This is a genomic window from Arthrobacter sp. 001422645 (assembly GCF_059816125.1).
Map to the genome: position 1 here is coordinate 51,572 of NZ_JCBANT010000003.1, position 25,676 is coordinate 77,247.

Here is a 25,676-nt window from a genome sequence, read left to right on the forward strand (position 1 = left end):
GCGCGCCACTCTAACGTCTGTAGTACGCATCACACCGGGGTGGTGCGATTCAATGAAGAAGGAGCCGGCCGTGCTGGTATTACTAGGATTCGCCATGATCGCGGTGTTCATGGTGCTGATCATGACCAAAAAGCTGACGCCCGTGCTGGCGCTCATCATCGTCCCCACAGTCTTCGGACTCTTCGCCGGCGCAGGCCTCGGCATCGGCCCCATGGTCATGGACTCCATGAAGTCGATGACGTCCACCGCAGCCCTGCTGATGTTCGCCATCATCTACTTCGGCCTGATGATCGACGTCGGACTCTTTGACCCCCTGGTCCGCTTCATCCTGCGCAAGCTCGGCAACGACCCCGCCAAGGTGGTCCTTGGCACAGCCATCCTCGCTGCGGCAGTGTCCCTCGACGGCGACGGCTCCACCACCTTCATCCTCACCACCGCGGCCATGCTGCCCGTCTACCTGCGGCTCAAAATGAGCCCCGTGGTCCTGACCTGCGTAGCGGGCCTCGCCAACGGCACCATGAACATCCTGCCGTGGGGCGGCCCCACCGCCCGTGCCGCAACCGCGCTGAAGCTCGACGTCAACGATGTCTTCGTTCCGATGATCCCTTCGCTGATTGCGGGCCTCGTTGTGGTCTTCGCCTTCGCATGGCTCCTGGGCCTGCAGGAACGCAACCGGCTCCGCGCCGTGGCCCCGGAAATCTGGGATACCGATAACACGTTCGACGGCGGCACCGGCACCGGCCGCACCGGCCGTTTCTCCGGCGAAACCCCCGCCGGCAACGGTTCGGTGGCTGTCCTGGAACGCACCGAAGTGCTCGTCGACGATCGCGATTCCGCCATGGCGGACACCGCACTGGACCCCAACCGTGCCACGTTGCGTCCCAAGCTGTTCTGGTTCAACCTCGGCCTGACGGTTGCGGTCATGGTGACACTCGTCGCCAACATCATTCCGCTTCCGTTCGTCTTTATGGTGGGCGCCGCCATCGCGCTGCTGGTCAACTTCCCCAAGGTCAAGGACCAGGGTGCCCAACTGATCGCCCACGCCCCCTCGATCGTCGCCGTCGTCAGCATGGTCATGGCCGCCGCGGTACTCACCGGAGTCCTCAACGGCACGGGCATGGTCAAGGCAATGTCGGAATGGCTCGTTGCGATCATCCCCTCCGACATGGGTCCCTTCATGGCCATCATCACCGGCGTGCTGAGCATCCCGATGACGTTCTTTATGAGCAACGACGCCTTCTACTTCGGCGTCCTCCCGGTGCTCAGCGAGACGGCAGCCCACTACGGGGTCAGTGCCGCCGACATGGCGCGCGCCTCCATCACCGGCCAGCCCTTCCACCTGCAGAGCCCGCTGGTCCCCGCGATCCTGCTTCTGGTCTCCCTCGCCAAAGTGGACCTGGGCGACCACCACAAAAAGGTCCTCTGGCGCACCGCCGTCATCTCCCTGGTCATGCTGGGAGTAGGAGTCCTCACCGGAGCCATCGGCATCGGCTGACAAACCAACGAGCACCACAAGAACAAACAACAAGACTGTCGGGTCCGGAGATTTTCCGGACCCGACAGTCTCGTTTTGTTTGCTTCCGCATTCTGGAAGGCGAGAGAAGCACACCGGCGACGGGACGGACATCCGGAAGCGTGCGTCTAAGCGAGTGCCCCGCCGTCAGGGTTCCCTGCCCGAGGGGCCACGCCGGCGAGGGACCCGGCCTGAGCTTGCCAAGGCTGGGAGCCGGTGGGGACTTGCGAGGGGAGGGGGACGGTGGGGAGAACGAGCGAGCACGCGGAGGATCGTCCGGCCTGCCGCCGGAAGGCGGGAGGCGCCGCTAACGAGTGCGGAACAGCAGACCAAGACACGTAGACTGGGACGGAAAATAATCCGAACTTGCAGGGGAGATCCATGGCTGCGATCAACCGCGACGACGTCGCGCATCTCGCGCGTCTCGCGCACATCGAGATGAGTGCTGAAGAGCTGGACCGGATGGCCGGCGAACTTGCCGTCATCGTCGATTCAGTGAAGTCCGTCAGTGAAGCCGCCGGTGACGATGTCCCGGCCACGTCCCACCCGATTCCGCTGACGAATGTGTTCCGCGAGGACGTTGTGGGCCACACTTTCACGGCCGAGCAGGCACTCTCCGGCGCCCCCGATGCGTACGAAGGCCGCTTCAAGGTCCCGGCAATCCTGGATGAGGGCTAAGAACATGACTGAGAACAACGAACTGATCCGCTCCTCCGCCGCAGCGCTCGCCGGCAAGCTGGCCGCCCGCGAGGTCACCGCCGTCGAGGTCACCCAGGCGCACCTGGACCGCATCGCCGCCGTCGACGGCAAGGTCCACGCTTTCCTGCACGTCAACACCGACGAGGCGCTCGCCGTCGCCGCCGAGGTGGACGCGATCCGTGCCGCCGGCGGTGCCGCTGCCGAAGAACTGCATGCCCTCGCCGGTGTGCCGATCGCCGTCAAGGACCTGATCGTCACCGTCGGCCAGCCCACCACAGCCGGCTCCAAGATCCTCGAAGGCTGGCACAGCCCGTACGACGCCACCGTCGTCCAGCGCCTCCGCGCCGCGAAGATGCCGATCCTGGGCAAGACCAACCTCGACGAATTCGCGATGGGCTCCTCCACCGAGCACTCCGCCTACGGCCCCACCCACAACCCCTGGGACCTGGACCGCATCCCCGGCGGATCGGGCGGCGGATCCGCTGCCGCCGTCGCGGCCTTCGAAGCCCCGCTGGCCCTCGGCACCGACACCGGCGGCTCGATCCGCCAGCCCGGCGCCGTCACCGGCACCGTCGGCGTGAAGCCCACCTACGGCGGCGTATCCCGCTACGGCGCGATCGCCATGGCCTCCTCGTTGGACCAGATCGGCCCGGTCTCCCGCACCGTCCTGGACTCGGCGCTGCTGCACCAGGTCATCGGCGGGCACGATCCCTTCGACTCCACGTCGCTGCCGGACCCGCTGGAGGACCTCGTCGCCGCCGCGTCGATCGGCAACGTGCGCGGCATGAAGATCGGCATCATCAAGGAACTCCACGGCGAGGGCTACCAGGCCGGCGTCGAGAACCGCTTCAACGAGTCCCTCGAGCTGCTCAAGGAAGCCGGCGCGGAAATCGTCGAGGTCTCCTGCCCCAACTTCAAGTACGCCCTGGGCGCCTACTACCTGATCATGCCCTCGGAGGCGTCTTCCAACCTGGCCAAGTTCGACGGCGTCCGGTTCGGCCTGCGGGTCCTGCCCGAAGACGGCCCGATGACGATTGAACGCGTGATGGGCGCCACCCGCGCCGCCGGGTTCGGCGACGAAGTCAAGCGCCGCATCATCCTGGGCACCTACGCCCTGAGCGCCGGCTACTACGATGCCTACTACGGCTCGGCCCAGAAGGTCCGCACCCTGATCCAGCGCGACTTCGACGCCGCGTTCGCCAAAGCCGATGTGCTGATTTCCCCGACGGCGCCGACCACGGCGTTCAAGCTGGGCGAGAAGCTCAACGACCCGCTGGCGATGTACCTCAACGACGTCGCCACCATCCCCGCCAACATGGCCGGCGTCCCGGGGCTCTCCCTGCCCGGCGGCCTGGCTGACGAGGACGGACTGCCGGTGGGCGTCCAGCTGCTGGCCCCGGCCCGCCAGGACGCGCGGCTCTACCGGGTCGGCGCCGTGCTCGAATCACTGCTCGAGGCGCAGTGGGGCGGCCCGCTCCTGGATAAGGCTCCTTCCCTGACCGCTCCTTCACTTAACGATTCTTCTTCGGCTGCTACTTCAGCGGCTGGCGCCGCCCTGAGCCACGGAGGTTCCCACTAATGACTGACGCAACCCTCAGCTTCGAAGAGGCGATGGAGAAGTACGATCCCGTCCTGGGCTTCGAGGTCCATGTGGAGCTCAACACCAAGACCAAGATGTTCTCCTCCGCGCCCAACGTCTTCGGCGACGAGCCCAATACCAACGTCAACGAGGTGGACCTCGGCATGCCCGGCGTGCTGCCGGTGGTGAACCGGACCGCGATCGAATCCTCGATCAAGATCGGCCTCGCGCTCAACTGCAAGATCGCCGAGACCTGCCGCTTCGCCCGGAAGAACTACTTCTACCCGGACACCCCGAAGAACTTCCAGACCTCCCAGTACGACGAGCCCATCGCGTATGACGGGTACCTGGACATCGAGCTCTCCGACGGCACCATGTTCCGCGTCGAAATCGAACGCGCCCACATGGAAGAGGACGCCGGCAAGCTGACCCACATGGGCGGCGCCGCCGGCCGTATCCAGGGTGCGGACTACTCGCTGGTGGACTACAACCGCTCCGGCGTGCCGCTCGTCGAGATCGTCACCAAGCCGATCGAGGGCGCCGGCAGCCGCGCGCCCGAACTCGCCAAGGCCTACGTGGCCGCGGTCCGCGAAATCGTCAAGAACCTCGGCGTCTCCGACGCCAAGATGGAACGCGGCAACGTCCGCTGCGACGCCAACGTCTCACTCCGTCCGCACGGCCGCGAACGCTTCGGCATCCGCTCCGAGACGAAGAACGTCAACTCGCTGCGCGCCGTCGAGCACGCCGTCCGCTACGAGATCCAGCGGCACGCCGCCGTGCTGGACTCCGGCGAGCCCGTCATCCAGGAAACCCGCCACTGGCACGAGGACACCCGCTCCACCACCTCGGGCCGGCCCAAGTCCGACGCCGACGACTACCGCTACTTCCCGGAGCCGGACCTGGTGCCGATCGTCGCCTCCCGCGAGTGGGTCGAGGAGCTCCGGGCCACGCTGCCCGAGCCGCCGGCCGCCCGCCGCAAGCGCCTGCAGGCCGACTGGGGCTACTCCGACCTCGAGTTCCGCGACGTCGTCAACGCCGGCGTGATGGACGAGATCGAGGAAACCATCGCCGCCGGTGCCACCGCCACGGTGGCCCGCAAATGGTGGATGGGCGAGATCGTCGGACGCGCCAAGAACGCCGACGTCGATCCCGGCCAGCTCGGCGTCGCGCCGGCCACCATCGTGGAGCTGAACAAGATGGTCGAAGACGGCAAGATCAACAACAAGATGGCCACCGAGGTCCTCGACGGCGTGCTCGCCGGCGAAGGCACCCCGGCGGAAATCGTGGAGAAGCGCGGCCTCGCCGTAGTCTCCGACGACGGGCCCCTGCTCGAAGCCATCGATGCGGCCCTCGCCGCGCAGCCCGGCGTCGCGGACAAGATCCGTGGCGGCAAGATCCAGGCGATCGGCGCGATCGTCGGCGGCGTGATGAAGGCCACCCGCGGCCAGGCCGACGCCGGCCGGGTGCGCGAGCTGATCCTGGAGCGCCTCGGCGTCGAAGGATAGGTCCTAACCGCCCACCAAATCGGTCATGATGGTCTGCAGTGCTTCGCAGACCATCATGACCGATGTGCGTTTAAGGTTCTCCGGCCGGGCCAGGACGTCGATCCGGCGCCGGGTGCTGATGCCTTCGAGCGGCCGCAGCACAATGCCCGGGCTCAGCACCGGCCGCGCCGTGTACCGGGGCAGCAGCCCGATCACGTTCCCGGTGGCCACCAGCGCGGCCACGGTGGAGTAGTCGTTAATCCGGTGCACGATGTTCAGTTCCCGGCTGGCGACGGCCGCGACGGCGGAAAGCACGTCCGCGGGGGAGTATCCGGTGCGGCTGGTCACCCAGGGTTCCCCGACGACGTCGTCCGCCGTCACCGCCCGCTGGCCCGCCAGCCGGTGCCCGGCCGGCAGCGCGACGTCCAGCGGCTCGTGCGCGAGCGGGATCACCGCAACCCGCTCCTGGGGCCAGCGCGGGCTGTGGTCCATCCGGTGCGCCAGCACCAGGTCGTACCGGGCCGTCAGCGCCGGGAAGTCCTGCTGCGCCACATCTTCGTCGGAGAGCAGGATCCGCGGCTGCCCGGGCCCCGCCAGCAGCCGCGCGAGCGGCGCGAAAAGTGCCTGGCCCGCGCTGTGGAAGCCGCTCAGCGTCACCGCCGCCACGGGAGAGCCGTGATACGCGCCGATGGCCGTCCTCGCGTCCGCCATGGCGCTGACGACGGCGGCCCCGGCGTCCGCCAGCACCTGCCCGGCTTCCGTGAGGACCAGGTTGCGGCCATCCTTGCGGGTCAACGGGACCTCCACCGATTTCTGCAGCGCCGCCAGCTGCTGCGACACGGCGGAGGGGGTAACCAGCAGGGTTTCGGCGACCGCCTTAACGCTGCCGAGTGCCCCGAGTTCGCGGAGCATCTCAAGCTGGTGGATTTCCATGCCGACCAGTCTATGCGCAAGTAAAAGCTAAATCGTCGATTGAGAAAAACCCGGTTGTGCTAATGCTTTGCAGCGGCTCTAATGGGGTGAGTTGACCCACACCACCTGTCCACAGGGCGGGTGCACCCAGAAGTTAGGAAGGCCCCATGAAGGCTCTCTACAAGGCCGGCGCCCATGCAGGATTCGAACTCGTCGACCGTCCGGAGCCCGAGACCGGCGCCGGCGACGTCAAGATCCGCGTGATGACCACCGGCATCTGCGGCACCGACCTGCACATCCAGTCCTGGGACGCCTGGGCGCAGGGCATCATCAACGCCCCCCTGATCGCCGGCCACGAGTTCTACGGCGAGGTGGTGGAGATCGGCGAGGACGTCCTGGACGTCAAAGTGGGGGACCGCGTCTCCGGCGAGGGCCACATCGTCTGCGGCATCTGCCGCAACTGCCGCGCCGGCCGCCGCCAGATGTGCATCAACACCGTCAGCGTCGGCGTCCAGCGCGACGGCGCCTTCGCCGAGTTCGTCGTGATCCCCGAGACCAACGTCTGGGTCCACACCGACCAGTCAGTGACGCCGGAACTCGGTGCCATCTTCGACCCCTTCGGCAACGCCGTCCACACCGCGCTCAGCTTCCCCCTCGTCGGCGAGGACGTGCTGATCACCGGCGCCGGCCCCATCGGCCTGATGGCAATCGCCGTCGCCCGCCACGCCGGCGCCCGCAAGATCGCCATCACCGACGTCTCCGCCCCGCGGCTGGAACTGGCCCGCAAGCTCGGCGTCGACCTGGCGATCGACGTCTCGAAGATGCGGGTCAAGGACGCGCAGCGCGAACTGGGCATGCGCGAAGGCTTCGACATCGGCATGGAAATGTCGGGACACCCCACGGCCCTGCCTGAGATGATCGACAACATGAACCACGGCGGCCGGATCGCGATGCTGGGACTGCCCAGCCAGTCCATCGACATCGACTGGGGCAAGGTGGTCACGCACATGCTGACCATGAAGGGCATCTACGGCCGCGAAATGTTCGAGACCTGGTACGCCATGAGCGCCATGCTGTCCTCCAACCCGGTCCTGCACGCCAACATCTCCGCCGTCGTGACGGACACCCTTCCTGCCACCGACTGGGAGAAGGGCTTCGAGATCGCCCGCGCCGGCGTGGGTGGCAAAGTGGTCCTCGACTGGACCTGCTTCTAACCTCCACCGTTCCGGACCACCGACCCCCACCCGCTGAGGAGCGCACCGACATGTATTCAGCCATCAAGGACCAGCTGCAGCACGAACTGGACGAGATCCGCAGCGCCGGCCTGTTCAAGACCGAGCGGCACATCGACTCACCCCAGGCCAACCACATCAAAGCCGGCCAGATCGGCGAGTCCAGCGCGGATGTGCTGAACTTCTGCGCCAACAACTACCTGGGCCTCGCGGACCACCCGGACATCATCGCCGCCGCCAAGGCCGCGATGGACGACCGCGGCTTCGGCATGGCCAGTGTCCGCTTCATCTGCGGCACCCAGGACCTGCACCTGGCCCTCGAGGAACGCGTCTCCAGGTTCCTCGGCACCGAGGACACCATCCTGTTCTCCAGCTGCTTCGACGCCAACGGCGGCGTGTTCGAATCACTCTTCGGCCCGGAGGACGCCGTCATCTCCGACGCGCTCAACCACGCCTCGATCATCGACGGCATCCGGCTCTGCAAGGCCCAGCGCTTCCGCTACGCCAACCAGGACATGGCCGATCTCGAATCCAAGCTGATCGAAGCCACCACGCAGGAGAACCCGGCCCGCCGCAAGATCATCGTCACGGACGGTGTCTTCTCGATGGACGGCTTCCTCGCCCCGCTGGAAGCGATCTGCGACCTCGCGGAAAAGTACGACGCCCTGGTCATGGTGGACGATTCCCACGCCGTCGGTTTCATGGGCGCCACCGGCGCGGGTACCCCCGAGCACGCCGGCGTCTCGGACCGCGTGGACATCTACACCGGCACCTTCGGCAAGGCCCTCGGCGGCGCCTCCGGCGGCTACGTGTCCGGCCGCCGCGAAGTCGTGGCCATGCTCCGCCAGAAGGCCCGCCCGTACCTGTTCTCCAACTCGCTGGCCCCCGCCATCGTTGCGGCCACGCTCAAGGCCCTGGACCTCGTGGAGAACTCCGGCGAACTGCGCAGCAAGCTTTTCGCCAACGCGGAGCTCTTCCGCAGCCGCATGTCCGAGGAAGGCTTCGAGCTGCTCCCGGGCGAGCACGCCATTGTCCCGGTTATGTTCGGCGACGCCGTCATGGCCGCCAAGGTGGCCGACGCCATGCTGCACCACGGCGTCTTCGTGACGGCGTTCAGCTACCCGGTGGTGCCCAAGGGGGCCGCCCGGATCCGCGTCCAGCTCTCCGCTGCGCACAGCGCCGAAGACGTGGAGGCCTGCGTCCAGGCCTTCGTGCGCAGCCGCGCCGCCGTCGCCGGCTAAGCGGAGCTTCAGCGGCTGCGAAGAACCGAGGTTGCGGCGCCACAAACGGCGCCGCAACCGTTCCGTCTGCAAGGATGGACCCATGTCAGCTAATTACGATGTCGTGATTGTCGGCGGCGGGATCGCCGGCCTGTCCCTTGCCTCAGCCCTGGCCGGAAAATGCAGCGTCGCGCTGGTGGAAGCCGAGCAGACCCTGGCGTACCACACCTCGGCGCGCTCGGCCCGGCAGTTGATCCCCAGCTACGGCCCGCCCGCGGTCCAGGAACTCACGCTCCGCACCCTCGAATTGATCGCCGCCCAGGATGCCGGCCGGCCCGCACCCGTGCTTACACCGCGCAGCTTTATGCTGATCGGCGACGACGCAGCCGTCCGGGAACAGGCCAGCGGCCACATGCGGCCGATCACCCACGCCGAGGCCCTGGCACTCTGCCCGGCCCTGCTCCCGGATTCCTTCGCCGCTGCCGGCCTGGACACCGGCTCCTTCGCCTGCAACGCGCCCCTGCTCCTCGAGGACCACCGCCGCCGCGCCGAAGCCGGCGGGGTGGACATCATCACCGGCGCCCGGGTGCACTCGGCCCAGCGCCTCGGCTCCGGCTGGGAACTCGGCGCCGGGCAGGAAGGCTTCCAGGCCGCCGTCGTGGTCAACGCCGCGGGCGCCTGGGCCGACGAACTTGCCGTGCTCAGCGGCGTCGAGAAGGTCCAGCTGCAGCCGTACCGGCGCACCGCGGCGATCGTCGACGTCGAACACCCCCTCCCGGAGAGCTGCCCCATGGTGGCGGCCGCCGACGACTCGTTCTATTTCCGGCGCGACGGCGAACAGGTCCTCATCTCGCCGTCGGAGCACGAACCGAGCGGGCCCGAGGACGCGCAGCCGCACCCCGGTGACGTCGAGGCGCTGATCGCCCGGCTCAACACCCTCACCACGTTCGGCATCCGTGGCGTCCGCACCGCCTGGACGGGGCTGCGGACGGAAGCGGCCGACGGTGTACCGGTAGTGGGGTTCGACGCCGAGGCCCCCGGATTCTTCTGGCTCGCCGGCCAGGGCGGCTATGGCTTCCAGACGTCCTCCGGCATCGCCGAACTGGCCGCGGACCTCATCCTTGCAGGCCAAGGCCCCTCGGCGGTTCCGGGCGGGGCCCAAGCGGCCGGTCCGGCATCCCGGACAGCGGAGGCGCTGGCGGCGACCCGCTGGTCCATCCGGCGCTGAAGAATGGACTCATGAGCACCCTCATTACCAATATTGCCGAGCTGATGACCCAGGACGCGGATCAGCGGGTCCTGAAGAACGCTGCGGTGGTGGTCGAGGGAGAACGGATCTCCTGGCTCGGCCCCGCGTCCGAAGCCCCGGCCGCCGACGACGCCGTCGACGCCGGCGGCCGCGCCCTGCTGCCGGGCTGGGTCGATTCGCACACGCACCTCATCTTCGCCGGGGACCGGACTGCGGAGTTCGAGGCCCGGATGGCGGGGGAGAGCTACAGCGCCGGCGGAATTGCCGTGACCACCGGCGCCACCCGGAGCACCAGCGACTTCGACCTCACCCGGCTCGCCATGGGCCGGGTGGCCGAGGCCGTCTCGCAGGGCACCACCTACCTCGAAACCAAGACCGGGTACGGCCTGGACGTGGAGAACGAGGCCCGCAGCGCCCGGATTGCCTCCACCGTCGCGGACGAGGTCACCTACCTCGGTGCGCACCTTGTGCCCGCCGGCGCGGACGCCGAGGAATACACGGAGCTGGTGTGCGGCCCCATGCTGGCCGCCGTCCGGCCGTTTGTGCGCTGGGCCGACGTCTTCTGCGAACGGGGGGCCTTCACCGAGGACCAGTCCCGGCGCGTGCTCCAGGCCTGCCGGGACGCCGGACTGGGCCTGCGCGTGCACGGCAACCAGCTCGGCGAGGGGCCCGGCGTGCGGCTCGCCGTGGAATACGGTGCGGCCAGCGTGGACCACGTCAACTACCTGTCCGCCGCCGACGTCGACGCCCTCGCGGCCAGCTGGTCCGGCTGGGACAGCGGCAGCGGCACCGGACGCGGCACCGTGGCCACGTGCCTGCCGGCCTGCGACCTGTCCACCCGCCAGCCGCTGGCGCCGGGCCGGGAACTGCTCGACGCCGGCGTGCAGCTCGCCCTGGCCTCCAACTGCAACCCGGGCACCTCCTACACCAGCTCGATGGCCTTCTGCGTCACCACCGCCGTGCTCCAGATGCACCTGAGCGTCCGCGAGGCCGTGCGCGCCGCAACCTACGGCGGTGCCTTGGCGCTCGGCCGGGAGACCGGGAACGACGCCGACGGCGAACGCGCGGTCGGCTCGATCGCCGTCGGACACCGCGCGGACCTCCATCTGCTCAACGCACCGTCAGCCACGCACCTGGCCTACCGGCCCGGCATCCCGCTGACCCACGCCGTCTGGCGGGCCGGGGTCCGCGCCCGCTGACCCACCCGTTTCGTTCGTTAGAAGAACATCGGCGGGGCGTCCAGCACCGTCTCATCGACGCGGCGGGCCTCCCACTGGCTAAACGGCTTGTCCAGCTCGTACTTGCCCTCCCCGGTGCGGTACAGGGTCCGGACCTCGGCATTCTCCGGATTGTTGAGGGACTCGAAGTACTCCACGGACCAGTGGAACCAGCGCATGCAGAACAGCCGCATGGTGAGCCCGTGGGTGACGAACAGCGCGTTCGGGGCGTAGCTCGGTTTCGACCAGTGCCGGTACAGGGTTTCCATGAAGGATGAGATCCGATCATACACATCGGATCCCGACTCGCCCTCCCGGAAGCGGTAGAAGAAGTGGCCATAGGCGTTCCGGAGTTCCTTCTGGTCCTCGATCTCACCGGCGATCTGGAAGTTGGCCCAGTCCTGCTCCCGCAGCCGCGGCTCCTCGATCACCCGCTCGACCAGGGGGCCGAGGTTGAGCGCCTCCAGGGTCTGGTAGGCCCGCAGGTACGGGGAGACATATACGCAGGCCTGCCGGCCGTCCAGCAGCCGCCGGACCTCCTCGCCGGCGGCCCGCGCCTGTTCCACGCCGAGTGCGGTCAGCGGAATCCGGTAATCGGGGACCCGGTTGTAGATCGAGGTGTCGGCGTTGGCGGCGGACTGGCCGTGCCGGATCATGATGATTTTCCCGGGCGCACTCATAAACCCCAAGCATAGGGCCCGGCGGTGTGGCGGCCCGGATTCAGGCAACTACCGGCAACTGCGGGCAAGATGGGACTATGTTGGTTCCCTCCCGCCGCCGGCTGCGGATTGAAATGTGGATTGTCCTGGGATTGTCCCTGGGCCAGTCGGCCGTGTATTCGGTGGTTCAGCTGCTGGACAAAATGACCAGGGCCCCGCTCGCGGAGGGGACTTCCACACTGAACCGCTCGCAAAGCAGCCGCGAGTACTTTGACCTCACCTACCAGCTGCTGGACATCATCTTCGCCCTGGTGCCCGTGGTCCTGGTGATCTACTTCCTGACCGAAAACCGGCCGTCCGGCCTGCCCGGGAGCAGCGGCCGCGGCATCACGGCCTTCCAGAGGCTCGGCCTCGATTTCGACCGGCCCGGCAGGGACCTGCTGCAGGCGTTCGGCCTGGCGGCGCTTATCGGAATCCCGTCGCTGGGCCTCTACGCCGCCGGCCGGGCGCTCGGCATCACGACGGCGATCATTCCCAGCGCGCTGGACGCGTACTGGTGGACAGTTCCCGTGCTGGTGCTCTCCGCGATCCGGCACGGGATCGTGGAGGAGGTGATCGTGGTGGGTTATCTCCTGGACCGGCTCGGGAAGCTCGGCTGGGCTACGCCCGCGGCGATCTTCGCCAGCGCCATGCTGCGCGGCAGCTACCACCTGTACCAGGGCTTTGGGCCGTTCATCGGCAACGCCATCATGGGCGTCATCTTCGCCGTGTTCTACACCAGGACCCGCCGGTTGATGCCGCTGGTGATCGCCCACGCCGTGCTGGACATTGTGGCGTTTGTCGGCTTCAGCCTCTTCGGCAGGGCCATCGGCCTGGGCTGAGCGTACACAAAACAACGCGGGTCACTTGTCACCCATCCGGAGCCCCTGGATGGACGCGATCTGACCCCGCGTTGCCTGTCACGGGCCGGCAACCCGTGCCGCTTAAAAGATTCGGCCGCCATCGGTGGGTGACGTCATTGGCACCCGCTGATGGCGGCCGAAGTGTGGGGCGGTGAAGGGTCAGATCGTGACGGCTCCGGAGGACGTCTCGAATGTGACCGAGAGGATGCCGGGTGTCCCGCGCGGAGCGAGCCAGTTCACGGCCACGTCTTCCAGCGGCTTCTCGACCGGGACACCGAGCCATTCGGTGACCCGCTCTGCCGAGCCTGCGATCGTGAGCGCGGACATCTTGACGTTGCTCTCGTAGGCCTTCGACGGGTGGAGTTCCGGGTCGCCTTCCCACTTGAGCATGTACGGAACCTGGGGATCGGCGATGAGCCCCAGGATGCCGATCTGCTTCCAGACGAGCTCGCGGCCGTCCGGGAACTTGCGGTTGCCGTTGACGGCGGCGCGGCCCAGCCGCTCCTCGAACGGGGCCAGGTCGTCAACCTCGACGCACCAGCCCATCCAGCCGCCGCCTGCTTCGGAGCGGGCACGGACGGCCTGGCCGAAGGGGGCCTTGTCGGATGCCGGGTGGTTCAGGACCTCCACGACCTCGACGTATTTGTGTCCCGCGAGCGGGATGATCATGTTGCGGGTCCCGAATCGGGGGTGTACTCCGCCCTTCACGGCTTCGACGCCGAGGGCAGACGCAATTCGTTCGGTGGTGGCAGCGAGGCCATCTTGTTCACAGGCGTAAGAGACGTGATCCATGCGCATGCCCTCATCTTGGCACTTTGTGATGCGGCTCTCAGCTTAGGCTGGCCTAACCGTGATGGGATGTCATTTTCGGCGAGCGCCGGAGGGGGACTTTTCCGCGTCCTGACGGGGAACCAAGGGCCCCGGCAGGACGCACCGGGCGCCTGGCTTCATCTTCGTCACAAAGCTATCCACGGCCCCGAACCGGTTCCTAGACTGAGGTCAGGTCATGAGTGCCAGCACACAGCCCCGGCTTGCTGGCCGGCAACCCTCGTATCGCGGTGGGGTGCCCCGGGTGAAGACCTGGCCGTCCGGCACCCGCCGGAAGGCAAGCGCGGCGCCAGTGTTAACCGGTCCATGGAGTTCCGGAGCTGGTGTGCCCAGACCCTTAAGGAGTCTCACGATGTCCAATGCCTGGTCCTTCGAAACCCGCCAGATCCACGCCGGACAGGAACCGGACGGCGCCACCGGCGCCCGGGCGCTCCCGATCTACCAGACGACGTCGTTCGTCTTTCCCAGCGCCGAAAGCGCCGCCAACCGCTTCGCCCTCGCCGAACTTGCCCCCATCTACACCCGGATTGGCAACCCCACGCAGGACGCCGTGGAGCAGCGGGTGGCCAGCCTGGAGGGCGGGCTCGCGGCGCTGCTCCTGAGTTCCGGACAGGCCGCGGAGACCTTCGCCATCCTCAATGTCGCCGAGGCCGGCGACCACGTGGTGGCCAGCCCCAGCCTGTACGGCGGCACCTACAACCTGCTGGCGCACACCCTGAAGAAGTTCGGCATCACGCTGACGTTCGTGGAGGACCCGGATAACCTGGCGCAGTGGCGCGACGCCGTGCAGCCCAACACCAAGCTGTTCTTTGGCGAAGTGGTCTCCAACCCGCGCCAGGACGTCCTGGATATTGAGGGCATCTCAAAGGTTGCGCACGAGGCCGGTGTCCCGCTCATCGTGGACAACACCCTCTCCACGCCGTACCTCATCCGTCCCATCGAGTGGGGTGCGGACATCGTGGTGCACTCCGCCACCAAGTACCTCGGCGGCCATGGCGCCGCGATCGCCGGCGTGATCGTGGACTCCGGCAACTTCGACTTCGGCGCGGATCCGGAGCGGTTCCCGGGCTTCAACACCCCGGACCCCACCTACAACGGGCTGGTCTACGCCCGGGACCTGGGCAAGGACGGCGCCCTGGGCGCCAACCTCTCCTACATCCTCAAGGCACGCGTGCAGCTCCTGCGCGACCTCGGCTCGGCAGTCTCGCCCTTCAACGCCTTCCTCATTGCCCAGGGCATCGAGACCCTGAGCCTGCGCGTGGAGCGGCACGTCGCCAACGCCACCAAGGTGGCCGAATGGCTCGAAGCCAGGGACGACGTCGAATCGGTCGCCTACGCGGGGCTGCCGTCGAGCCCCTGGTACGAGCGCGGCCGCAAGTACGGTCCCCGGGGGACCGGCGCCGTCGTGGCCTTCAATATCGGCGGGGGAGCGGAGGCCGGGAAGCGCTTTGTCGATGCCCTGGAGCTGCACTCCCACGTGGCGAACATCGGTGACGTGCGCTCGCTTGTCATCCACCCGGCGTCGACAACGCACAGCCAGCTCTCGGCGGAACAGCAGGCCGTTGCGGGCGTGAACCCGGGCCTCGTGCGTCTCTCCGTGGGCCTGGAACACATCGACGACATCCTCGCGGACCTCGAAGCCGGATTCCGGGCGGCCAAGAACGCCTGAGACACGTTAACGCCGAATTTCCCCACCTTTGCGGGCATGACGCCGGGAATCGCCGAGACTTCGGGGCGGCCCGCCGGACACGGCCTTCGAAGGTGGGGAAACTGCGGTGCTGGCGCGTACGGCTGTCACATGGAAGTCACAATCTTCGCCATTCCGCCGCCGTGTTTCGTAGACTCAGTGCAGGTCATGAGTGCCAGCGACAGCCCCGGCTTGCTGGCCGGCAACCCTCCTTTTGCGGCGGGGTGCCCCGGGTGAAGACCTGGCCTGCCGGTCAGCTGACGGTGGGCAAGCGCGAAGTTAGGTCCTCACATGACGATTGCCGTCACCCGCCAGGGTGCACCCGTAAACACGACCTCCCACCCCCAGGCAGCCCCTGTCTCCGAAGGCGCTGTCCTGGATGGAACAGTCCAGTACCTCCCGATCGGCGACCTGGACCTCGAATCCGGCGCCCGGTTGCCGGACGTCACCCTCGCCTATGAGACCTGGGGGACCCTCAACCCGGACGGCTCCAATGCGGTGCTGATCGAACACGCCCTGACCGGGGACACCCACGTCACCCGGGGCGCCGGCGAGGAACCGGGCTGGTGGGAGCAGCTCGCCGGCCCCGGTGCCCCCGTGGACACGGACAAGTACTTCGTTGTCTCGATCAACATCCTTGGCGGCTGCTACGGCTCGACGGGACCCTCGACGCCGGCACCGGACGGCCGGCCCTGGGGCTCCCGTTTCCCGTTGGTCACCCTGCGGGACACGACGGCGGCCGAGGCCAGGCTGGCAGACGCGCTGGGCATCCGGAGCTGGTACGCCGTGCTTGGCGGTTCGCTGGGCGGAGCGCGTGCCCTGGAGTGGGCCGTCAGCTACCCGGACCGGGTCCGGCGCTGCGGCGTGTTTTCGGTGGGGGCCAGCAGCACCGCGGAACAGATTGCCTTCGCCCAGGCCCAGACGCTTGCCATCCGGCAAGACCCCAATTTCAACGGCGGCGACTACTACGGGGGCCCGCAGCCGGAAGCAGGCCTGGCGCTGGCCCGGCGGATCGCGCACATCACCTACCGCTCCGCCGCGGAGCTGGACGGACGGTTCGGCCGGAAGGCCCAGGACCCGGAGGCACCGCTGGAAGCCGGTTCGCTCGCCGGGCGCGGGCGCTACCAGGTGGAGAGCTACCTTGACCACCAGGGCAACAAGCTCGTCCGCCGCTTCGACGCGAACAGCTACATCGCCATCACCGAAGCGCTGATGAGCCACGACATCAGCCGGGGCCGCGGCGCCCTCGCGGACGCCCTGGCTCCGGCCACGGCGGAATTCCTGCTGGCAGCCGTCGACTCGGACCGGCTCTACTTCCCGGCCCAGACCCGCGCGCTTGCGGCCGCCCTGCCGGGCGAGGTTGCCGTGCACACCATCGAGGCGCCGATCGGGCACGACGGCTTCCTGACGGAGATCGGCCAGCTCACCAACCAGCTCCGGCAGCACTTCTTCGGCTAGGCGGGCGGCGGGCCTTTGCGTGACCGGCCGGCAGAACAGCGTCGGGCCCGGACTTCCACTGACGCGAGTCCGCCGGTAGGCTCACGGCGCATGATCACCATCGATGAACAGGGACGTCCGGAACCTCCCCTTGCGGCCGATGAGGCCGCCACACTCCTGGGTTTCCTCGACTACCAGCGGGCCACCCTGGAGTGGAAGTGCGCCGGCCTTGATGCCGCCGCCCTGGGCGCGAAGACCGCCGTCTCCACCTTGACCCTGGGCGGGCTGCTGAAGCATATGACCTATGTGGAGGACAGCTGGTTCTCCCACTCGTTGCATGGGCAGGACCGGCAGCCGCCGTGGAACGCGGTGGATTGGAAGGCGCAGCCCGACTGGGAGTTTGACTCCGCCGCCGAGGACTCCGCCGACGACCTCCGCGGACGCTGGCAGGACGCCGTCGAGCGCTCGCGCTCCCTCGTGGCCGAGACCCTGGCCGGGAGAGGTCTGGACTCGCTGGCCAGGCGTGCATGGTCCGACGGCGGGGTGCCAAGCCTGCGCTGGATTATGTGCCACATGATCGAGGAGTACGCCCGGCACAACGGCCATGCCGATCTCCTGCGCGAATCAGTGGACGGAAGCGTCGGGGAATGAGCCCGGTTGTGCATTTTTGCAGATGCGCTCTGCACTAATGGCCGTTGAGGCCCGGGGCTTGAGCGTCCATACTCGTTGAGAATGATGCCCGTGTCACACATCACAGGTATCCATTGCCCAGAGGTCCATAGGGTGTCGACGGAGACGCCAAAGGAGTCGAAATGAGTACGCAAAACGCTGCCGCCAGGCGGCCGGAAGAGGAAGACGTCAAAGCGTCAGGCCTCAAGAAAGTAGTAACGGCCTCCATGGCCGGCACCGTTGTCGAGTGGTATGAGTTCTTCCTCTACGCCTCCGCGGCGACCCTCGTCTTCGGCAAGATCTTCTTCCCGAATTCGGGCACGGAGCTGGACGGCATCATCGCCGCGTTCCTGACCTACGCTGTCGGCTTCATCGCCCGCCCGATCGGCGGCATCGTCTTCGGCCACTTCGGCGACAAGTTCGGCCGCAAGCAGCTGCTCCAGCTCAGCATCATCCTGGTGGGTGTCTCCACGTTCCTGATGGGCTGCCTGCCCACCTTCCAGCAGATCGGCTACTGGGCTCCGGCCCTCCTGGTCTTCCTGCGCTTCGCCCAGGGCTTCGCCGTCGGCGGCGAGTGGGGCGGCGCTGTCCTGCTCGTGGCCGAGCACAGCCCCAGCAAGTCCCGCGGTTTCTGGGCCGCGTGGCCGCAGTCGGCCGTTCCGCTGGGCAACCTGCTCGCCACCGGTGTGCTGTTCACTCTGTCCGCCACCCTGTCTTCCGCCGATTTCCTCAGCTGGGGCTGGCGTGTGGCCTTCTGGCTCTCCGCCGTGATCGTGCTGGTGGGCTACTACATCCGGACCAAGGTCACTGACGCCCCCATCTTCCTGGAGGCCCAGAAGGAAGTCACCGTTGAGAAGAAGGGCTACGGCGTCGGCGAAGTATTCCGCCGCTACCCCCGTGGCGTCTTCACCGCGATGGGCCTGCGCTTCGCGGAGAACATCCTCTACTACCTCGTGGTCACGTTCTCCATTACGTACCTGAAGGTCATTGTGCAGACGGATACCTCCCGCATCCTCCTCCTGCTGCTGGTGGCGCACTTCATCCACTTCGCCGTGATCCCCATGGTAGGCAAGCTCTCCGACAACGTCGGCCGCAAGCCGGTCTACATGGCCGGCGCTGTCCTCGGCGGCACCTGGGGCTTCTTCGCCTTCCCGATGATGGACACCAAGAACGACCTCGTCATCCTCGCGGCGATCACCATCGGTCTGCTGTTCCACTCGCTCATGTACGCCGGCCAGCCGGCCATCATGGCTGAAATGTTCCCGACCCGGATGCGCTACTCCGGCGTCTCGCTGGGCTACCAGGTCACCTCGATCGTGGCTGGTTCGATGGCCCCGATCATCGCTGTCGCCCTGCTGAGCCAGTACAAGTCCTCCGTCCCGGTGGCCATCTATCTCCTCGGCGCCTGTGTGGTCACGATGGTGGCCGTGTTCTTCCTCAAGGAAACCCGCGGCATCTCCCTGCACGACGTCGACGCCGCCGATGCCCAGGGCACCGCGGACCTGCTTGCCGCTTCCAAGAAGTAGGCACGTGTAACGACGAATCAGCGGCAACAGCCCGGGCCCCGCACTGCGGGACCCGGGCTGTTGCCGCTGTGCTGTCCGGGCTGCTGGCCGCTCCTGCGGCAGGGACCCAGCACTGCGCTAGGCTCCGGTTATGCCAATCATCAACAGGTCGCTCGATGCTGCGGACAGGCGGTTGACCCACAACTGGTCCATGGCCGCGCCCCCGGAGCGCATCTGGTGGGGGCTCACCGACCCTGAGGCGTTGCCTCGCTGGCTGGGTCAGCTGACTTCTGGGAGCTTCATCGTCGGTAACGCCATCACGATTCAGCATGCCGAAGGCTATTTCTGCAGCAGCCGTATTCAGGAGTGTGAACCGGAGCGGATTCTTGGCATGACGTGGGAGTTCCCAGACGAACCACTCTCGCGAGTGAGGATTGTGCTCACCCCCGCCGGTGGGCCAACACACTTGGCGTTGCAGCACGAAGGGCTCGGAAACCAGGCCGCCGACTACCTGCCTGGCTGGCACACACACCTTCTTTACCTTGAAGCGCTGCTCTTGGGTCAGCCCCGCTCCATGGCCGACTTCTGGACCACCTATGATGGACTAGCCGACTCCTGAATCTCCGGATCGGGGCGCCTCCGCGACGGCTCAGCCTGCCAGGACTGCCTGGCGGGTGGAAATCTCGGTCCGGATGGTTTCGAGCACGGCCTGGACGGGGGCCGAGCGCAGTGATTCCGCGCGTGCCACCGCCCAGATGGGCAGCTGCCGTTGGAAGTCGTCCGGCAGTACCGGCAGGAACACGGGGTCACCGGCCACCAGGAAATTGGGCAGCAGGCCGATCCCGGCTCCCCGCCGGACGGCCTCCAGTTGGGCAAAGATGCTGGTGGCCTGGAAGCTGGACCGCGGGACGGGAAGCTGGGTGGAACGGTGGCCCAGTTCCGCGACCTGCAGCGCCGACTCCACGTAGGAGACAAAACCATGCTGCCGGACGTCGTCGAGCGTCTCCGGCAGTCCGTGTTCCCGGGTGTACTGCGGGCTCGCATAGAGCCGCAGGAAATAGTTGGACAGGAAAATCGTCTGCGCATTGCTGACGTCCAGGTTGCCCACCACCACTTCGAGGTCCACGCCGGAGCGGTTCTGGCTGACCTTGCGGGTGGCGCTGAGCATTTCGACGTTGAGCATCGGGTGCTGCCGCTGCAGCCGCACGAGGGCCGGCGCAACGAACCCGGCGCCGAAGCCGTCGGGGGTGCTGATGCGGACCAGGCCCGAGAGTGCATCTTCGGACTGCGCGATCCGGTTGCTCAGCGCGCCGAGGGTTCCCTCGATCGCCTCGGCGGCGGCCACTGCCTCGTTGCCGAGATCGGTGAGTTCCCAACCGTGAGGGCTCCGCTCCAGGGTGCGTCCGCCCAATTGTTTGTCCAGGGCCAGGATCCGCCGGGAGATGGTGGTGTGAGTGGTGCCGAGGGTCTCGGCCACCGCATTGAACCTGCCCAGCCGGGCGACGGTCAGCAGGATCAGCAGATCATCCGGACTCGGAAGCCGCCTCACGTCCACAAGAACTCCTCTGGATCCAGGTATGTGCATCCATGCACATACCATCTGTAAATTTTTCCCTTGATTGCACTGTAACAGGGTGTGATGCTTGACACGGACGATCCGGCGGACAGCCGGAGCACACGCACCGCGCACCGCAAACAGCGCAGCAAAGACGCACCGCACGACGCAAAGCAAAGGAGCTTATGCCATGGCAGTAATCGCTTGGATCGGACTGGGGAACATGGGCGGGTCCATGTCGGTGAATCTCGCCAAGGCAGGCCACGACGTCCGCGGATTCGACCTCAACGCGGAGGCCGTCGCCGCCGCGGAGGCAGGCGGCGTGAAGCCTGCCGGAAGCATCGCCGACGCCGTGGACGGGGCCGACGTCGTCTTCACCATGCTCCCGAAGGGCGAGCACGCCCGCGCCGTTTACCTTGGCGACGACGGCGTCTTGGCCCACGCCGACACGCGCACGCTGCTGGTGGACTCCTCCACGATCGACATCGCCTCAGCCCAGGCCCTGCACGACGCCGCGGCGGCCGCCGGCTTCCGCTTCGTCGACGCCCCGGTGTCCGGCGGCATGAGCGGCGCGAAGGCCGCCACCCTGACGTTCATGATCGGCGGCGAGGCCGGCGCCGTGGCCGAGGCCACCGAATACATCAAGCCGATGGCCGCCAACATCATCCCGACCGGCGGCGCCACTACCGGCCAGGCCGCGAAGATCTGCAACAACCTCATGCTCTTCATCAACCTCGCCTCCACCGCGGAAGGCGCTGTCCTGGCCGACCGGCTCGGGCTGGACAAGCAGGTCTTCTGGGACATCGCTTCGGTCTCCTCCGGCGACAGCTGGGCGCTGCGCACGTGGTACCCGGTCGCCGGCGTGGTTCCCACCGCGGCCTCCAACAATGATTTCGCCCCGACGTTCACCACCGAGCTGGCGAACAAGGACATCGGACTCGCCATCAGCGCCGCACGGGACACCGGCACCCCGCTGGAAATCGGCGAGCACGTCCAGCAGCTTTTCCAGCGCCTCATCGACTCCGGCCAGTCCGGCATGGACTGCTCCGCGATCGTCAAGCTGGTGGACGGCTCCCTCGACGCCGCCAAATAGCCGCCCCTGCCAGTTCCCCCGCAAAGCGGCCCCGCCGCGGCCCCGTACACAGCACCACGAAAGAGACATACCCCATGGAACGCATTCCGCACTTCATCAACGGCGCCCTGATTTCCGACGCCGAGCGCTACGGGCCGGTCTTCAACCCGGCCACCGGAGAGCAGGAGAAAGAGGTGGCGCTGGCCTCCGCCGCCCGCGTCGAGGAGGCTATCCAGGCCGCCCGCGCCGCCCTGCCCGGCTGGCGCGCCACCAGCCTCGCCAAGCGCACCAACATCTTCTTCAAGGTCCGCGAACTGCTGATGCAGCGCCGGCCCGAGCTGGCGGCCCTGCTGACCAGCGAACACGGCAAGGTCCTCTCCGACGCCGAGGGCGAGATCACCCGCGGCCTGGAGAACATTGAGTTCGCCACCGGACTGTCCCACATGCTCAAAGGTGAGCGCTCCGAGCAGGTGGCCGGCGGCGTCGACGTCCACTCGGTGCGCCAGCCCGTGGGTGTGGTCGCCTGCATCACGCCGTTCAACTTCCCGGCCATGGTGCCGCTCTGGATGATCGGCAGCGCCCTGGCCTGCGGCAACACCGTGCTGCTCAAGCCCAGCGAAAAGGACCCGTCCTCGGCCATCTTCATCGCGGAGGTCTTCGCCGAGGCCGGCCTGCCCGCCGGTGTGCTCAACGTGGTCCACGGCGACAAGGAGGCCGTGGACGTCCTGCTGGAGCACCCCGACGTCAAGGCCATCAGCTTCGTCGGCTCGACGCCGATTGCCCAGTCCATCTACAAGCGCGCCGCCGACCACGGCAAGCGCGTGCAGGCCCTGGGCGGGGCGAAGAACCACATGGTGGTCCTGCCGGATGCGGACCTGAACATGGCCGCCGACGCAGCCGTCTCGGCAGCCTACGGCTCCGCGGGCGAGCGCTGCATGGCGGTCAGCGTCCTGGTGGCCGTCGGCAACATCGCCGATGAGCTGGTCGAGGCGATCAGCACCCGCATGGCCACGCTCAAGATCGGCCCCGGCACCGACCCGGCATCACAGATGGGCCCGCTCATCACCGCCGAGCACCGCGACAAGGTGGCCTCCTACGTCGCCGGCGCGGCCCAGGAAGGCGCCACCGTGGTGGTGGACGGCCGGGACCAGGCCTTCGACTCCAACGGCTTCTTCATCGGCGTCAGCCTGGTTGACCACGTCAAGCCCGGCATGAAGGTCTACGACGACGAGATCTTCGGCCCGGTCCTGTCCGTGGTCCGCGTCGAGACCTACGCCGACGCCGTCAAGCTCGTCAACGACAACGAGTTCGGCAACGGCGTGGCGATCTTCACCCGCGACGGCGGCGCCGCGCGGCAGTTCGAGTTCGACGTCGAGGCCGGCATGGTGGGCGTCAACGTGCCGATCCCCGTCCCGGTCGGCACGTTCTCCTTCGGCGGCTGGAAGAATTCGCTCTTTGGTGACACCCACATGTACGGCCCGGAGAGCATCCGCTTCTATACCCGCGGCAAGGTGGTCACTACCCGCTGGCCGGACCCGTCCACCTCCGTGATCGACCTCGGCTTCCCCCAGGTCGACTGACGCCTGCCCCGACGAAAGGGGGCCCTGCAGCACTGCTGCAGGGCCCCCTTTCGTCGGCCTTGTTGGTGTGGCGCCGGTTAGCCCTTCATGATCTCCGCGCGCTGGGCCATGTAGTCCTCCATGGTGAGGTCGCCGTCGCTGTAGCGCTGGTCCAGTTCCGCGAGCTTGCGCGCCCGGAATCCCTGCGGCGCCGTCGGTGACGGCGGCGGGGGCACGGCGGGGCCGGGCTGGTTGGCCGGGTAGTCGGGGCTGTCCTCGTAGGGGACCGGGGGCTGGTACGCCTGCTGCCCCGGGTACGGCTGGCCCGAATTCTGCTGGCCCGGGTACGGCTGCCCCGGATTCTGCTGGCCATACGGCTGGTTTGCCGGGGGAGCGGGCTGCCGGGGAGCGCCCAGCTGGCCGAAGGCCCCGTAGTAGTCCCGTTGGGTGAATCCGTCACGCGGCTGCTTGTTCTGCTGGCCGGGGTAGTTTCCGGGAGCATCCCCCGGGAACTGCCCGAACTGGCCAGGGTAGCCGCCCGGCATACCCTGGTCCTGGTTCCGTCCGCGCACCGACTTCTTGTAGTAGCGCATCGCCATCGGGATCAGGAATGACAAAATGATGATCCAAAAGAACAAACTGTTCACAGCACCGGGCCTCTCAGGAAGTGTCCTTCCAGCTTAACGCCCGCGGCCATCCGTCAGTGCCCGCGCGGCCGTGCCCGGCTGCCTCGCGGCCGGGGCAGCTTAGAACTCAGGGCAGGGGTCAGGAGCGCACTGGCTCTTCGGCGCCGGGCGGACCCTCGCCCGAGCCGAGCGGCATCCCGGGGCCGAAGACCGGCCCGGGGAGCGGACGTTTGGCCGTGATGCCGTCGCCGGAGGAGCGGTGCCGGAGCCGGCGGACCACCCACGGCACAAAGTACTCGCGGGCCCAGACCAGATCGCCGGAGCGCGCCTGCCGCCAGCTTTGCTGCGGGAGGGGCTTGGGGGAGAGCGGCTCCAGGGTGTGCTCGACGTTGAGGGAATCCAAGACCATGGCCGCGATGGTGTGATGGCCCAACGGGGAGAAGTGCAGGCGGTCCACGTCCCACATCTGCGGATCGTTCAGCTGCCGCAGGGACCACATGTCCGCGATGACGGCGTCGTGCCGCGCCGCGACGGTGCGGAGGTTCTCGTTGTAGATCGCCACCTTGCTGCGCACCCGCCCCAGCACGGATGAACCGGTGTCGGGGCCGTTGAACAGCACCACCGTGGCGCCGGCCAGGGTGAGGATCTGCACCACCGAGTCCAGCTTTTCCGCCAGGGCATCTGGATCGCCACCGGGACGGATCAGGTCGTTCCCGCCGGCGGAGAGCGTCACGAGGTCGGGCCGGAGGGACAGGCAGTGCGCAAGCTGCTGGTCCACGATCTGTTGCAGGAGCCGGCCGCGGACGGCCAGGTTGGCGTAGGCGAAGCCTTCGTGGCCGCGGCTGAGCTCCTCGGCCACACGGTCTGCCCAGCCCCGGTGGCCCCCCGGACTGGCCGGCTCGGGATCACCGATGCCTTCCGTGAAGGAATCCCCCATGGCCACGTAGCGGGTCCAGGGGTGGGTCACGGCATTGTCTGGAGTGTTCTCCATGGCTTCGGTTTCGCTCACCTTCATATGGTGCACTGTTCCTGCAAAGCTACGCCACCGTAGGTTGTTACCAACGGGTAACTGTAAGAATGGAGCCATGACTCACGCCGCTGCCTTCCCCGCCCCCGTTGTCCTATGGTCGAAGCCCGAAGAGGAGCGCGCCGGAAAACCGCTCCTGGTCCTGCTGCACGGCTACGGAGCCAACGAAGAGGATCTCCTGAGCCTGGCGGACCTGCTGCCGCAGGAATTCGTGGTGGCCTCGGTGCGCGCTCCGATGGTGTCCGGGGCCGGCTTCACGTGGTTCCCGCTGACCGCCTCGATCGACTACTCCCTCGACGCGGTCAACGATGCCGCCTCATACGTGGAGAACTGGCTCGATACCGTCCGGCCCAACCACCCTTCCGTGACGCTGCTGGGCTTTTCCATGGGGATGGCCTTGGCCACCACGCTGCTGCGGCGCCGGCCCGCCGACTACGCCGCCGTCGTCGGGCTGTCCGGTTTTGCCGTCGACGCCGACGGTGACCCCGCCTTCCGCGACGCGGAACTGGACGGGACGGTGCCGATGTTCTGGGGCCGCGACCAGCAGGACCCGGTGATCACGCCGGACAAGGTCGAGTTCACCATGGGCTGGGTGCGCAAGCACGTGAAGCTCACCAAGGTGCTTTACACCGGGATGTGGCACGGCATCAACCAGCAGGAAATCGGACACGTTTCCGAGTTCCTCACGCACGGGGTGCTGAACAAGTAGGCCCACGAGGCGAGTAAACCTCACGACGGTGGGCGGGTTGCCGCCCGTCGTCCGGCGCCCTGCCCCGGTGCCGGGGCTAGGCTCCGGCGGGAGTGCTGATCCGCACGGTCCGGCCGTTGACGGTGACCGTGTCGCCGTGGTGGAGCTGGCGGCCGCGGCGTTCGTCGATCTCACCGTTGACCTTGACGAGCCCGGCTTTGATCAGCTCCGCCGCCTCCACTCCGTCCTCCACCAGGCTGGCGAGCTTCAGTAGCTGGCCGAGCCGGATCATGTCGTCGCGGATGGGGATTTCTTCAATTTCCGGGTTGCTCATACAAGCAATGATGCCTGACGTAA

Annotated in this window: 24 protein-coding genes and 2 riboswitches; of the genes, 17 read left to right on the top strand and 7 right to left on the bottom strand. The window is 67.5% G+C overall.

The features are described 5' to 3' along the window. Positions 1 to 52 precede the first annotated feature (52 nt). From AC6EUH_RS05270 to gatB, 4 genes are all read left to right on the top strand, one after another. Positions 53 to 1,495, top strand: a complete 1,443-nt coding sequence (locus AC6EUH_RS05270; RefSeq protein WP_499737999.1) for a CitMHS family transporter — start codon at positions 53 to 55, stop codon at positions 1,493 to 1,495. Between the two features lie 399 nt (positions 1,496 to 1,894). After that, entirely contained in the window at positions 1,895 to 2,191 is a 297-nt protein-coding gene (gene gatC / locus AC6EUH_RS05275; RefSeq protein ID WP_056432749.1) for an Asp-tRNA(Asn)/Glu-tRNA(Gln) amidotransferase subunit GatC, read from the top strand. Between the two features lie 4 nt (positions 2,192 to 2,195). After that, entirely contained in the window at positions 2,196 to 3,791 is a 1,596-nt protein-coding gene (gene gatA, locus AC6EUH_RS05280) for an Asp-tRNA(Asn)/Glu-tRNA(Gln) amidotransferase subunit GatA (RefSeq protein ID WP_499738000.1), read from the top strand. Continuing rightward, positions 3,791 to 5,296: an Asp-tRNA(Asn)/Glu-tRNA(Gln) amidotransferase subunit GatB gene (gatB, locus tag AC6EUH_RS05285; protein ID WP_499738001.1), complete on the top strand. Its 1,506-nt coding sequence runs from the start codon at positions 3,791 to 3,793 to the stop codon at positions 5,294 to 5,296. Before gatA ends, gatB begins: the two co-directional genes overlap by 1 nt. 3 nt (positions 5,297 to 5,299) lie before the next feature. On the opposite strand, the gene AC6EUH_RS05290 is transcribed toward gatB, so the two are convergent. Next, entirely contained in the window at positions 5,300 to 6,208 is a 909-nt protein-coding gene (locus tag AC6EUH_RS05290; RefSeq protein WP_056432741.1) for a LysR family transcriptional regulator, read from the bottom strand. Between the two features lie 146 nt (positions 6,209 to 6,354). Here AC6EUH_RS05290 and tdh point away from each other — a divergent pair, with 146 nt between their 5' ends. The 4 genes from tdh to hutI all read left to right on the top strand — a co-directional run bounded on the left by tdh (position 6,355) and on the right by hutI (position 11,087). Beyond that, complete coding sequence (gene tdh, locus AC6EUH_RS05295) at positions 6,355 to 7,401, top strand: L-threonine 3-dehydrogenase (protein ID WP_499738002.1); 1,047 nt, start codon at positions 6,355 to 6,357, stop codon at positions 7,399 to 7,401. A 50-nt stretch (positions 7,402 to 7,451) separates the two neighbouring features. Then, positions 7,452 to 8,660: a glycine C-acetyltransferase gene (locus AC6EUH_RS05300; protein WP_499738003.1), complete on the top strand. Its 1,209-nt coding sequence runs from the start codon at positions 7,452 to 7,454 to the stop codon at positions 8,658 to 8,660. Between the two features lie 82 nt (positions 8,661 to 8,742). After that, a complete protein-coding gene (locus AC6EUH_RS05305) occupies positions 8,743 to 9,867 on the top strand; it encodes an NAD(P)/FAD-dependent oxidoreductase (RefSeq protein ID WP_499738004.1) in 1,125 nt (374 codons plus the stop codon). Between the two features lie 11 nt (positions 9,868 to 9,878). Continuing rightward, positions 9,879 to 11,087, top strand: a complete 1,209-nt coding sequence (gene hutI, locus AC6EUH_RS05310) for an imidazolonepropionase (RefSeq protein ID WP_499738005.1) — start codon at positions 9,879 to 9,881, stop codon at positions 11,085 to 11,087. 17 nt (positions 11,088 to 11,104) lie between these two features. Here the strand turns inward: hutI and AC6EUH_RS05315 are convergent, their stop codons facing one another. Then, on the bottom strand, positions 11,105 to 11,785 hold the full coding sequence (locus AC6EUH_RS05315) for a histidine phosphatase family protein (RefSeq protein WP_235500302.1): 681 nt from the start codon (positions 11,783 to 11,785) through the stop codon (positions 11,105 to 11,107). 77 nt (positions 11,786 to 11,862) lie between these two features. On the opposite strand from AC6EUH_RS05315, the gene AC6EUH_RS05320 reads away from it, so the two are divergent. Then, positions 11,863 to 12,645 (top strand): CPBP family intramembrane glutamic endopeptidase, encoded by a 783-nt coding sequence (locus AC6EUH_RS05320; RefSeq protein ID WP_056432722.1) that lies wholly within the window; start codon positions 11,863 to 11,865, stop codon positions 12,643 to 12,645. A gap of 180 nt (positions 12,646 to 12,825) precedes the next feature. On the opposite strand, the gene AC6EUH_RS05325 is transcribed toward AC6EUH_RS05320, so the two are convergent. Beyond that, entirely contained in the window at positions 12,826 to 13,464 is a 639-nt protein-coding gene (locus tag AC6EUH_RS05325; protein ID WP_056432719.1) for a VOC family protein, read from the bottom strand. Between the two features lie 204 nt (positions 13,465 to 13,668). Then, a riboswitch (SAM riboswitch) is annotated at positions 13,669 to 13,784 on the top strand. Positions 13,785 to 13,846: 62 nt separating this feature from the next. Here AC6EUH_RS05325 and AC6EUH_RS05330 point away from each other — a divergent pair. The 5 genes from AC6EUH_RS05330 (at position 13,847) to AC6EUH_RS05350 (ending at position 19,411) form a co-directional block, all read left to right on the top strand. After that, positions 13,847 to 15,163 carry a bifunctional o-acetylhomoserine/o-acetylserine sulfhydrylase gene (locus tag AC6EUH_RS05330; RefSeq protein ID WP_499738006.1) on the top strand — a complete coding sequence of 439 codons (1,317 nt, stop codon included), beginning with the start codon at positions 13,847 to 13,849 and terminating at the stop codon, positions 15,161 to 15,163. Positions 15,164 to 15,345: 182 nt separating this feature from the next. After that, positions 15,346 to 15,461, top strand: a riboswitch (SAM riboswitch). A gap of 11 nt (positions 15,462 to 15,472) precedes the next feature. Then, the gene (metX, locus tag AC6EUH_RS05335) at positions 15,473 to 16,639 is read left to right on the top strand and encodes a homoserine O-acetyltransferase MetX (RefSeq protein ID WP_499738007.1); all 1,167 of its coding nucleotides are present in this window, start codon (positions 15,473 to 15,475) and stop codon (positions 16,637 to 16,639) included. Positions 16,640 to 16,729: 90 nt separating this feature from the next. After that, positions 16,730 to 17,269, top strand: coding sequence for a DinB family protein (locus tag AC6EUH_RS05340; protein ID WP_499738008.1), 540 nt, complete (start codon positions 16,730 to 16,732; stop codon positions 17,267 to 17,269). A 161-nt stretch (positions 17,270 to 17,430) separates the two neighbouring features. Continuing rightward, entirely contained in the window at positions 17,431 to 18,813 is a 1,383-nt protein-coding gene (locus tag AC6EUH_RS05345) for an MFS transporter (RefSeq protein WP_056432708.1), read from the top strand. 130 nt (positions 18,814 to 18,943) lie between these two features. After that, on the top strand, positions 18,944 to 19,411 hold the full coding sequence (locus AC6EUH_RS05350) for an SRPBCC domain-containing protein (RefSeq protein ID WP_499738009.1): 468 nt from the start codon (positions 18,944 to 18,946) through the stop codon (positions 19,409 to 19,411). A 30-nt stretch (positions 19,412 to 19,441) separates the two neighbouring features. Here the strand turns inward: AC6EUH_RS05350 and AC6EUH_RS05355 are convergent, their stop codons facing one another. After that, positions 19,442 to 20,341, bottom strand: coding sequence for a LysR family transcriptional regulator (locus AC6EUH_RS05355; protein ID WP_499738010.1), 900 nt, complete (start codon positions 20,339 to 20,341; stop codon positions 19,442 to 19,444). A gap of 196 nt (positions 20,342 to 20,537) precedes the next feature. Here AC6EUH_RS05355 and mmsB point away from each other — a divergent pair, with 196 nt between their 5' ends. Together mmsB and AC6EUH_RS05365 are read left to right on the top strand one after the other, a co-directional pair. After that, on the top strand, positions 20,538 to 21,440 hold the full coding sequence (gene mmsB, locus AC6EUH_RS05360) for a 3-hydroxyisobutyrate dehydrogenase (protein WP_499738011.1): 903 nt from the start codon (positions 20,538 to 20,540) through the stop codon (positions 21,438 to 21,440). A gap of 74 nt (positions 21,441 to 21,514) precedes the next feature. Then, positions 21,515 to 22,999, top strand: coding sequence for a CoA-acylating methylmalonate-semialdehyde dehydrogenase (locus AC6EUH_RS05365; RefSeq protein WP_056432696.1), 1,485 nt, complete (start codon positions 21,515 to 21,517; stop codon positions 22,997 to 22,999). Positions 23,000 to 23,076: 77 nt separating this feature from the next. On the opposite strand, the gene AC6EUH_RS05370 is transcribed toward AC6EUH_RS05365, so the two are convergent. Together AC6EUH_RS05370 and AC6EUH_RS05375 are read right to left on the bottom strand one after the other, a co-directional pair. Next, a complete protein-coding gene (locus AC6EUH_RS05370; RefSeq protein ID WP_499738012.1) occupies positions 23,077 to 23,595 on the bottom strand; it encodes a hypothetical protein in 519 nt (172 codons plus the stop codon). 148 nt (positions 23,596 to 23,743) lie between these two features. Then, entirely contained in the window at positions 23,744 to 24,619 is an 876-nt protein-coding gene (locus AC6EUH_RS05375; protein WP_235500301.1) for an SGNH/GDSL hydrolase family protein, read from the bottom strand. A 70-nt stretch (positions 24,620 to 24,689) separates the two neighbouring features. Here AC6EUH_RS05375 and AC6EUH_RS05380 point away from each other — a divergent pair, with 70 nt between their 5' ends. Continuing rightward, the gene (locus AC6EUH_RS05380) at positions 24,690 to 25,340 is read left to right on the top strand and encodes an alpha/beta hydrolase (RefSeq protein ID WP_056432691.1); all 651 of its coding nucleotides are present in this window, start codon (positions 24,690 to 24,692) and stop codon (positions 25,338 to 25,340) included. 76 nt (positions 25,341 to 25,416) lie between these two features. On the opposite strand, the gene AC6EUH_RS05385 is transcribed toward AC6EUH_RS05380, so the two are convergent. Beyond that, positions 25,417 to 25,653, bottom strand: a complete 237-nt coding sequence (locus tag AC6EUH_RS05385; RefSeq protein ID WP_056432688.1) for an RNA-binding S4 domain-containing protein — start codon at positions 25,651 to 25,653, stop codon at positions 25,417 to 25,419. Positions 25,654 to 25,676: the final 23 nt, after the last annotated feature.